Genomic DNA, 8,685 nt, shown 5'->3' on the forward strand with positions numbered 1-8,685 from the left:
CGAGGGGCGAGGGGCGAGGGGATGCGCGGAGACGTTCCCAGAAACCCCGTTCCGCCCTTCAGCCCAGCAGCTTGTCCAGCGTGATCGGGATCTCGCGCACCCGGATGCCGGTGGCGTGCCAGACTGCGTTGGCGATGGCGCCGGCCGAGCCGGTGATACCGATCTCGCCGACGCCCTTGATGCCCAGCGCGTTCACGTGGGAATCGTCCTCGTGCACCAGGATCGCCTCCATGGCCGGCGTGTCGGCGTTCACCGGCACGTGGTACTCGCCGAGGTTGTCGTTGAGGAAGCGGCCGGTGCGGGCATCCATCGCCGCGTGCTCGTGCAGCGCGAACGACATCCCCCAGATCATCCCGCCGTAATACTGGCTGGTGACGAGGCGCGGGTTCACGATGCGGCCGGCCGCGAACGCCCCGACGAGGCGGGTGACCCGGATCTGGCCGAGGTCGGGGTCGACCTTCACCTCGGCGAAGACCGCACCGTGGGCGTGCATGGCGTAGGTCTTGGCGGCGGCCGGGTCGGTCGAGGCCTTTCCGGTGGCCGTGAGGCTCCCGCGGCCGGCACGCGCCAGGATGTCGGCGTAGACCTCGCTGCGGCTCTCGTCGTCGCGGCGGAAGAGCCGGCCGTCGCGGGCGACGAACCCGGCGTTGCCGGCCCCGTAGAGCGGGGAGGCGGGGTCGTTGGTGGCCAGCTCTGCGAGCTGCGCCACCACCGCCTGGCCGGCCGCGTGGATCGCTCCGCCCGCGGTGGCGGTGTGGGCCGAGCCGCCGGCGATGCCGGCGTTCGGCAGGTCCGAGGAGCCCATCTTGAAGGTGAGCGCGTCGAGGCCGATCCCGAGGCCGTCGGCGGCGATCTGGCCGAGCGCCGTCCAGGCGCCCTGGCCCATGTCGTGGGCGCCGACCTCGATCGTACCGGTGCCGTCGGCGCGCAGCTCGGCCTTCGCCTGCGCCTCGAACATCAGCGCCGGGAAGGTCGCGGTGCCCATGCCCCAGCCGACGAGGAGGCCGTTCGCGTCGCGGGTCTGCCGCGGCGCCTTCGGCCGCGCCGACCAGCCGAAGCGTTCGGCGCCGCGGGTGTAGCACTCGCGCAAGGCCTTGGACGAGAACGGCTTTCCGGAGATCGGCTCGACCTCGGCATAGTTCGCCAAGCGGAATTCCAGCGGGTCCATGTCGCAGGCCAGCGCCATCTCGTCGATCGCGCTTTCCAGGGCGACGCTGCCGGCGGCCTCGCCGGGGGCGCGCATGAACAGCGGCGTGCCGGTGTCGACCCGCACGGCCTGGTGCCGGACGGCGATGGCCGGGCTGGCGTAGAGAGTGTGCGAAACGCCGCCGGCCGGCTCGAAGAAGTCGTCGAACCGGCTCGAGGCGGTCAGCGTCTCGTGCTCCAGCGCCGTGAGCTTGCCGGCCTCGTCGGCGCCGAGGCGGAAGCTCTGCCGGGTCTCGGCGCGGTGGCCGACCGGGCCGTACATCTGCGAGCGCGCGAGCACGAGCTTGACCGGCCGGCCGACGAGGCGCGCGGCCATGCAGGCGAGGATCTGCGGACCCGAGATCAGGCCCTTCGAGCCGAAGCCGCCGCCGAGGAACGGGCTCTCGATGTGGATGTTCTCCGGCGGGATGCCGAACAGCCCCGCGAGGCGCCCCTGCGCCATCGCCATGCCCTGGCTCGGCGTGTGGAGCGTCAGCCGGTCGCCGTCCCAGGAGGCCACCGCCGCGTGCGGCTCCATGGCGTTGTGGTACTGGGCCGGGGTCGCGTAGGTCGCCGCGATCCGCCGGCTGGCCGTCGCGAGGCCCGCCTCGACGTCGCCGTGGGTCTCCTCCGGCGGCTGGCCGACGCCGATGCCGGGGGGCGTGAACGGCGGCTCGGCGTCGAGCCCGATGCGCGGCGTCTCGGCCTCGTAGCGCGGGTTCAGCAGGCGCGCGCCCTCGGTGGCCGCCTCAAGGGTCTCGGCGATCACCACCGCGATCGGCTGGTTGGCGTAGCGGACGGCGGAATCCTGCAGCAGGTCGAGGCGGAAGATGAAGCCGTGGGGCTTGTCGTCCGGGTGCTGGGCCAGCGCCGGGGCGTTGTCCGGCGTCATCACCGCGACGACGCCCGGATGGGCCTCCGCCGCCGCCACGTCGAGATGGGTGACGCGCCCGCGGGCGATCCGCGCGGCGCAGAGCGCGGCGTGCAGCGTGCCGGCCGCCACGTTGTCGGCGGCGAAGGTCGCCCGGCCGGTGACCTTCAGCGGCCCGTCGCGCCGGGTGAGCGGCTGGCCCATGCTCGATCCGTGGCGGGCCCGCTGCGGCGCGGACGTCAGTGCGATCTCAGCCATGGGCGGCTCCTGCAGGGGCGGCTGCCGCCGACGAAGGGGAGGGGGCGGCGAAAGTGGCGGCGAACGGCGAGGCCGGCAGCGCCGGCAGGCGCTCCGGCGTGCCGGCGGCCGCCAGCGTCAGCGCCCGCACGAGGATGCGGCGGGCGAGTTCGATCTTGAAGGCGTTGGCCTCGCCCGACGGCGTCGCGCCGGCGAGCGCCGCGTCGGCGGCCTTCCGGAACATGGTCCCGTCCGGCGCCTGGCCGGCGAGCAGGCTTTCCGCCTCGCGCGCCCGCCACGGCTTCAGCGCGACGCCGCCGAGCGCGAGGCGGGCCTCGGCGATCCGGTCGCCGTCGAGGCGCAGGCCCGCCGCCGCAGAGACCACCGCGAAGGCGTAGGAGGTGCGGTCGCGGACCTTGAGATAGCGGGAATGGGCCGCAAACCCCGCCGCCTCCGGCGGCAGCCGCACCGCGGTGATCAGCTCGCCCGGCGCAAGGTCGGCCTCTCGCTCCGGCGCGTCGCCGGGCAGGCGATGGAAGGACTCGAGCGCCACCTCGCGCCGGCCCGCCGCGCCCTCGATCTCGACGACGGCGTCGAGGGCCGCCAGCGGCACGCAGAAGTCGGACGGGTGGGTGGCGATGCAGTGCTCGCTCCAGCCGAGCACCGCGTGCAGCCGCGTCGCCCCACCGAGCGCGGCACACCCCGAGCCCGGCGTGCGCTTGTTGCAGGGGGAGGTGGCGTCGGCGAAATAGGGGCAGCGGGTGCGCTGCATCAGGTTGCCGGCGGCGGTCGCGGCGTTGCGCAGCTGCGCCGACGCACCCGACAGCAGCGCCTCGGCCACCGCCGGATAGGCCTTGGCGAAATGCGGATCGTGGGCGAGGTCGCTGTTGCGCACCAGCGCGCCGACCCGCACGCCGCCGTCGTCGAGGACGTCGAGGCGGTCGAGGCCGGGGAGGCGGGTGACGTCGACGAGGCGGGCCGGCGTGACGACGCCGCCCTTCATCAGGTCGAGCAGGTTGGTGCCGGCGCCGAGATAGGCGGCGCCGGGGGCCTGCGCCGCCGCGATCGCCTCAGCGACGCTGGCGGGACGGGTGTAGTCGAACAGGTTCACGCCGCGTCCTCCCGCATCATCACGCCGGCGGCTTGGCCGTCGCCGGCGGTCTGGGCGGCCAGCACCGCGTCGCCGATGCCCGCATAGGCGCCGCAGCGGCAGAGGTTGCCGCTCATGCCCTCGCGGATCCGCTCGGGATCGGTCCCCGCCTGACCTTCGGCGATGAGCCCGACCGCGCTCATGATCTGGCCCGGCGTGCAGAAGCCGCACTGGAAGCCGTCATGGGCGATGAAGGCCTCCTGCACCGGATGCAGGCGATCACCGTCCGCCAGGCCCTCGATCGTGGTGACCGAGGCGCCGTCGAGGCTGATCGCGAGCGCGAGGCAGGCGTTGATCCGCCGGCCGTCGACCAGCACCGTGCAGGCGCCGCACTGTCCGCGGTCGCAGCCCTTCTTCGAGCCGGTGAGATGGAGGCGCTCGCGCAGCAGGTCCAGCAGGGTCACGCGGGGATCCTCCAGGAGGACCTCGCGCGCCGTGCCGTTCACGGTGAGCCTGAGAGGTATCATGCGGTCTCCGGGCATGGCGCAGCTTGGAACCGAACCAGATAGGACCACGCCGCGCAAAGGCCAGTGGACCTGCAATCGCAGGTCGCCAGGCAAGGTGCTGATTAGGGCGCGGGGCAGGGCGCCGGGGGGGCACGAAGGCGAGGACGGAACGGGTAGGGGGACCGGAACGCGTCGCCTCCCGCGGCCATCCCTGCTACCCTGCCCCGGTCATGAGCGATCACCACCCGGACCTGACCTACCGCCTCCGCCAGCAGGCCATCCTGTCCGAGTTCGGCGTCGAGGCCCTGCGCGGCGACGACGTCGACGGGTTGCTGCAGCGGGCGACCGAACTCTGCGCCGAGGGCATGGGCGCCGAGTTCTGCAAGGCGCTGGAGCACCTGCACGACGAGGACATGCTGCTGGTGCGCGCCGGCGTCGGCTGGGGGCCGAACGTCGTCGGCAGCGCCCGCGTCGGCGCCGACCTCGCCTCGCCCGCGGGCTTCGCCCTCAAGACCGGCCGGCCGGTGATCTCCAACCACCTCGAGAACGAGGCCCGCTTCCGCACGCCGCAGATCATGGCCGAGCACGGCATCCGCCGGGCGATCAACGTGCTGATCGAGAACCGCGAGGGCGCCTTCGGAGTGCTCGAGGTGGACGACACCCGCGAGGGCATGTTCACGGAGGCCGACATCGCCTTCATGCAGGGGTTCGCCAACCTGCTCGGCGGCGCGATCGAGCGGCAGCGCACGGAAGGGCTGCTCCGGCAGGCTCTGACGCGGCAGGACCTGCTCGTGCGCGAGATGAGCCACCGGGTGAAGAACAGCCTGGCCATCGTCGCGAGCCTGCTCGCGCTCCAGGCGCGCAACGCCGACGCGGGCCCGGTGCGCGACGCGCTGATCGACGCCCGCACCCGGGTGGAGGCCATCGCCGGGGTCCACGACCAGCTCTGGCGCCAGGGCGACACCACGCCGGGCGAGATCGACCTCGGGCAGTTCCTCGAGACGCTGGCGGCCAACCTCCAGGGCAGCGCGCCGAGCCACCGCATCCTGTGCGCGGCAGAACCGCTGCGGGTCTCGGCCGACCGGGCGATCCCGATGGGACTGATGGTCAACGAGCTCGTCACCAACGCCATCAAGTACGCCTACCCGGACCGGACCGGCGAGGTGCGCGTCGGCGCCGCCTGCGCCGGCGGGATGCTCGTCCTCGACGTGTCGGACGACGGCGTCGGCCTGCCGGCGGATTTCGACATCGGCCGGGCCTCGCGCAGCCTCGGCATGCGGGTGATCACGAACCTCGCCCGCCAGCTCGACGCCCGGGTCGCGACCCCGCGCGGGCAGGGCGCCCGCTTCCGCATCGAGATCCCGCTCGAGGCGTGAGCGGACTCCGCTTTGCATCGCGCCGGCCCGTCATGCGTGATGCGCCGAAACCCTTGCGAGCCGGATACGAGGAGACGCCATGCCCCGCTTCCCAATCATTCCGCCGATTCCGGCACCGATCGCCGCCCTGGCGGCCCTGTCGCTCGTCGCCGCCGCGCTCCCGGCGCTCGGCGCCCCGGCCGACCCGATTCCCCCGGCCGCGCCGCCGCCGCCCTCGCCCCAACCCCCGCCTCCGGCCTCGTTTCCGATGGCACGGGTGGTGCCCAAGGGCGAGGCCCGCACGATCGCGTTCTTCACCTCGCTGTTCCCGGATTGCTCCTCGCAAGGCCCGGTGGTGATCCGGACCCTGGACCAGCCCCGGCACGGGGCGATCGACGTCGCGCCGGCGGATTCGTTTCCCCGCTACGGGGTCGGGTCGACGCTGGCCGCCTGCAACGCCCGCAAGGTGCCGGGGGTGAAGCTGACCTACACCTCGGAGGAGGGGTTCGAGGGCGTCGACACCTTCCGCATCTTCGTCATCAACGCGGACGGCACCGGCTACGAGTCCGACGTGCGCGTCACGGTGCGCTGAACCCCGCCGCCGGCCGACGGAATCGGCGCCGAAACGGGGGCGGAAACCTGCCCTCCAATAGCACTTCCGTCATTCGCATAAGATATATTATGGAACATAGAGGGGCGATATGCTGAGGTGATGGGGTGTTCGCCCCCTCCCAACCCATCTGGCATGCCAGCCGAAACGGTCTCCGTGACCGGTCAGCATCGAAATCGTCCGACGAGCGGCGGGCGAGGGCGGTCCGAGCCCCCTCCCCGGCCTCGCCTGTGTCACGCGGCCAGCGCGTCCGCCAGGCGGCGGATGTCGGAGACGACGCGCCCGTCGGCGAAGCGGCAGGCCACCTCCTCCGAGGCACGGCCGCTCGGGCGGATTCGGATCGCCGCCGGGCAAACGAGCTCGTCGCGGCGCTCCAGCGCTTCGGCCGCGTCCATCGGCGCGGCGCGGCCGCCGCCGAGCCCGCGCCACCACTGCACCGCCTTGTCGCGGGCGAATCCCGTCCGCTCCAGCGCGAGCCGGATGCGGTGGGTGCCGGCCGGGCAGCGCAGCACGATATCGAGGCCGTCCGCCCCGCGCTCGACGCGCCAATCCGAGACCGCCTGCCAGCCGTCCGCGCGCTCCGACAGGATCGGCAGCTCGCCGTCGGCTGCGGCCTCGTGCCGGGCGACATCCTCCGCGTCCTCCGGCTCGATCCAACAGGGCTCGCAGGTCGAGGCGTTGAGCGCGATCAGCGCGCCGCAGCCGGGGCAGGGCTTGGCCCGCGCCAGCCCTTCCCTGCCCTTCACCGCGGCGGCGGTGCGCGCGGTGACCACGTCAACCGGGCCGTGCATCCGCACCAAGCCGGCATAGTCGAGGATCAGCGCGTCGCGCTTGCCCGGCGCGTTCCGCAGGGCACGCCCGACCTGCTGCACGTAGAGCCCGGTGCTCTGCGTCGGGCGGAGCAGGGCGATGAGATCCACCTCCGGCACGTTGAAGCCGGTGGCGAGCACGCCGACGGAGGTCAGGCAGCGGATCCGCCCGGCGCGAAAGGCCGCGACGATGCGGTCGCGCTCGCGCCGCGGGGTTTCGCCGGAGATCGCCTCGCAGGAATAGCCCTCCACGCGGATCGCGTCGCGCACCGCGTCCGCGTGGCTGAGCCCGGCGCAGAAGGCGAGCCAGGCCCGGCGCTCGCGGCCGTAGCCGACCATCTCCTCGACCGCGGCGCGGGTGATCCACTCGCGGTTGACCGCGGCCTCGAGCTGGCTCGGGATGTAGTCGCCGCCGCGCTTGCCCACGCCGGCCACGTCGAGGGCGGTCAGGGTCGCCTTCGACAGGAGCGGACAGAGATAACCCTGCCCGATCAGGTCGCCGGCATCGACCTCGTAGACGATACCCTCGAAGATCCGGCCCGCGCCTTCGTCGAGGCGCCCGCTGTCGAGCCGGTAGGGCGTCGCGGTAAAGCCGACGACGCGAAGCTCCGGCCGCAGCGCCCGCAGGCCGGCGAGGAAGCGCCCGTAGCGGGTCTCGGCCGAGCGCGGGATCAGATGGGCCTCGTCGACGACGACGAGGTCGCGCGGGCCGATCGCGTCGAGCCGGTCGGCCACCGACTGGATGCCGCAGACCAGGACCTGCGCCGCCGCCTCCCGCCGCCCGAGGCCGGCGGAGAAGATTCCCGCCGGCGCCTCGGGCCAGTAGCCGGTGAGCTCGGCGAAGTTCTGGGCGATCAGCTCCCGGCTGTGGGTGACGACGACGATGCGGGCGAGGGGATCGGCCTGCAGCGTCTCGCGCGCGAGCGCCGCGATCACCAGCGCCTTGCCGGCGCCGGTCGGCAGCACGATCAGGCCGGCACGCAGAGGCTGCCCCCCTGCCCCGCTCCAGGCGGCGGCAAGCGCATCGAGGCTGGCACGCTGGTAGGGTCGCAAGGTCAGCATGAGCTGGCTCTAACGCACGCAGGCGGACGCGTCCGTGGCCCGTTCGCCGCGCCCGCCCCGGATCAGGGCGCCTGCAGCAGGTAGACGTCCATGATCCAGCCGTGGCGCGAGCGCGCGGCGGCGCGCTGGAGGCGGATTTCCGGGCCGACCGTGCCGAGCCGGCCGGCGATCAGGAGCTGGTCCGGCGAGCCGAGATAGGCGCCCCAATGGATTGTCAGGTCCGGATCGAGGTGGTCGAAGCGCGGGTCGGCGTCGAGCATCACCACCACGCTGCCGACGCCCTCCGGCAGGCCGTCGGCGATCGCCCGTCCGGTGGTGATGTGGACGGCGCCGCCGATCCGGTTCAGCGGGATGCGGTGGGCGGCGGCCAGCATCTGCACGCTGGAGATACCGGGAATCACCGTGTAGGCGAAGGCGCCCGCGTCGCGGGCGAGGATGCGCTCCAGGATGCGCAGGGTGCTGTCGTAGAGCGCCGGATCGCCCCAGACCAGGAAGGCGCCGACCTCCCCTGCCCCGAGATTCGCCGCGATCAGGCCGCCGAGGAGGTCGGCGCGGGCTGCGTGCCAGGCCTCGACCGTGGCCGCGTAATCCGCAGGCCGGCGCTCGCGTGGTGGGTCCTGCGCCACGACCAGGCGATAGTCGTCCCGGATGTGCCGGGCGCAGATCGTGCGGCGGAGGGCGACGAGGTCGTCCGTGTCGGCCCCTTTGTCGAGGACGAACACGACATCGACGTCGGCCAGCGCCTGCACCGCCTGAAGGGTGAGGTGCTCCGGGTCGCCGGTGCCGATTCCGATGACACGCAGGGTCCGCATGGGCTCAAGGATTCCACTATGCCCGAACCGACCTTGAACTCGGCCTCGACCGCCCGGCGCGCTCTCGCGCTGCTCGACCTGACCGACCTCGGCGACACCTGCACGGCGACGCAGGTCGACGCGCTATGCCGGGACGCCCGCGCGGGCG

7 protein-coding genes are annotated in these 8,685 nt (G+C 73.3%); 2 read left to right on the plus strand and 5 right to left on the minus strand.

Translation table 11 applies throughout. From position 1 onward, the window contains the following. Positions 1-58: 58 nt before the first annotated feature. From MFF13_RS24485 to MFF13_RS24495, 3 genes are read right to left on the minus strand one after another with little or no spacing between them, the layout of a single operon-like run. A complete protein-coding gene (locus MFF13_RS24485) occupies positions 59-2,314 on the minus strand; it encodes a xanthine dehydrogenase family protein molybdopterin-binding subunit (RefSeq protein WP_147754765.1) in 2,256 nt (751 codons plus the stop codon). Continuing rightward, on the minus strand, positions 2,307-3,404 hold the full coding sequence (locus tag MFF13_RS24490) for an FAD binding domain-containing protein (protein WP_147828847.1): 1,098 nt from the start codon (positions 3,402-3,404) through the stop codon (positions 2,307-2,309). Before MFF13_RS24490 ends, MFF13_RS24485 begins: the two co-directional genes overlap by 8 nt. After that, positions 3,401-3,910 (minus strand): (2Fe-2S)-binding protein, encoded by a 510-nt coding sequence (locus MFF13_RS24495; protein ID WP_147754712.1) that lies wholly within the window; start codon positions 3,908-3,910, stop codon positions 3,401-3,403. The genes MFF13_RS24490 and MFF13_RS24495 overlap by 4 nt, the downstream gene beginning before the upstream one ends. 209 nt (positions 3,911-4,119) lie before the next feature. Here MFF13_RS24495 and MFF13_RS24500 point away from each other — a divergent pair, with 209 nt between their 5' ends. After that, the gene (locus MFF13_RS24500) at positions 4,120-5,265 is read left to right on the plus strand and encodes a sensor histidine kinase (RefSeq protein WP_147754711.1); all 1,146 of its coding nucleotides are present in this window, start codon (positions 4,120-4,122) and stop codon (positions 5,263-5,265) included. Between the two features lie 79 nt (positions 5,266-5,344). Beyond that, positions 5,345-5,836 carry a hypothetical protein gene (locus tag MFF13_RS24505; protein WP_238273188.1) on the plus strand — a complete coding sequence of 164 codons (492 nt, stop codon included), beginning with the start codon at positions 5,345-5,347 and terminating at the stop codon, positions 5,834-5,836. A gap of 251 nt (positions 5,837-6,087) precedes the next feature. Here the strand turns inward: MFF13_RS24505 and MFF13_RS24510 are convergent, their stop codons facing one another. Together MFF13_RS24510 and cobF are read right to left on the minus strand one after the other, a co-directional pair. Next, complete coding sequence (locus MFF13_RS24510) at positions 6,088-7,725, minus strand: DEAD/DEAH box helicase (RefSeq protein ID WP_147754704.1); 1,638 nt, start codon at positions 7,723-7,725, stop codon at positions 6,088-6,090. Between the two features lie 62 nt (positions 7,726-7,787). Continuing rightward, positions 7,788-8,537, minus strand: a complete 750-nt coding sequence (gene cobF / locus MFF13_RS24515; protein ID WP_147832407.1) for a precorrin-6A synthase (deacetylating) — start codon at positions 8,535-8,537, stop codon at positions 7,788-7,790. Positions 8,538-8,685: the final 148 nt, after the last annotated feature.

Origin of the sequence: Methylobacterium cerastii, assembly GCF_022179125.1 — a bacterium.
Classification (GTDB): domain Bacteria; phylum Pseudomonadota; class Alphaproteobacteria; order Rhizobiales; family Beijerinckiaceae; genus Methylobacterium; species Methylobacterium cerastii.

Bases quoted from the DNA above. Each gene is read 5' to 3' on its own strand.
- MFF13_RS24485 (WP_147754765.1), bottom strand. From the start codon at position 2,314: ATGGCTGAGATCGCACTGACGTCCGCGCCGCAGCGGGCCCGCCACGGA.
- MFF13_RS24495 (WP_147754712.1), bottom strand. From the start codon at position 3,910: ATGATACCTCTCAGGCTCACCGTGAACGGCACGGCGCGCGAGGTCCTC.
- MFF13_RS24500 (WP_147754711.1), top strand. From the start codon at position 4,120: ATGAGCGATCACCACCCGGACCTGACCTACCGCCTCCGCCAGCAGGCC.
- MFF13_RS24505 (WP_238273188.1), top strand. From the start codon at position 5,345: ATGCCCCGCTTCCCAATCATTCCGCCGATTCCGGCACCGATCGCCGCC.
- MFF13_RS24510 (WP_147754704.1), bottom strand. From the start codon at position 7,725: ATGCTGACCTTGCGACCCTACCAGCGTGCCAGCCTCGATGCGCTTGCC.
- cobF (WP_147832407.1), bottom strand. From the start codon at position 8,537: ATGCGGACCCTGCGTGTCATCGGAATCGGCACCGGCGACCCGGAGCAC.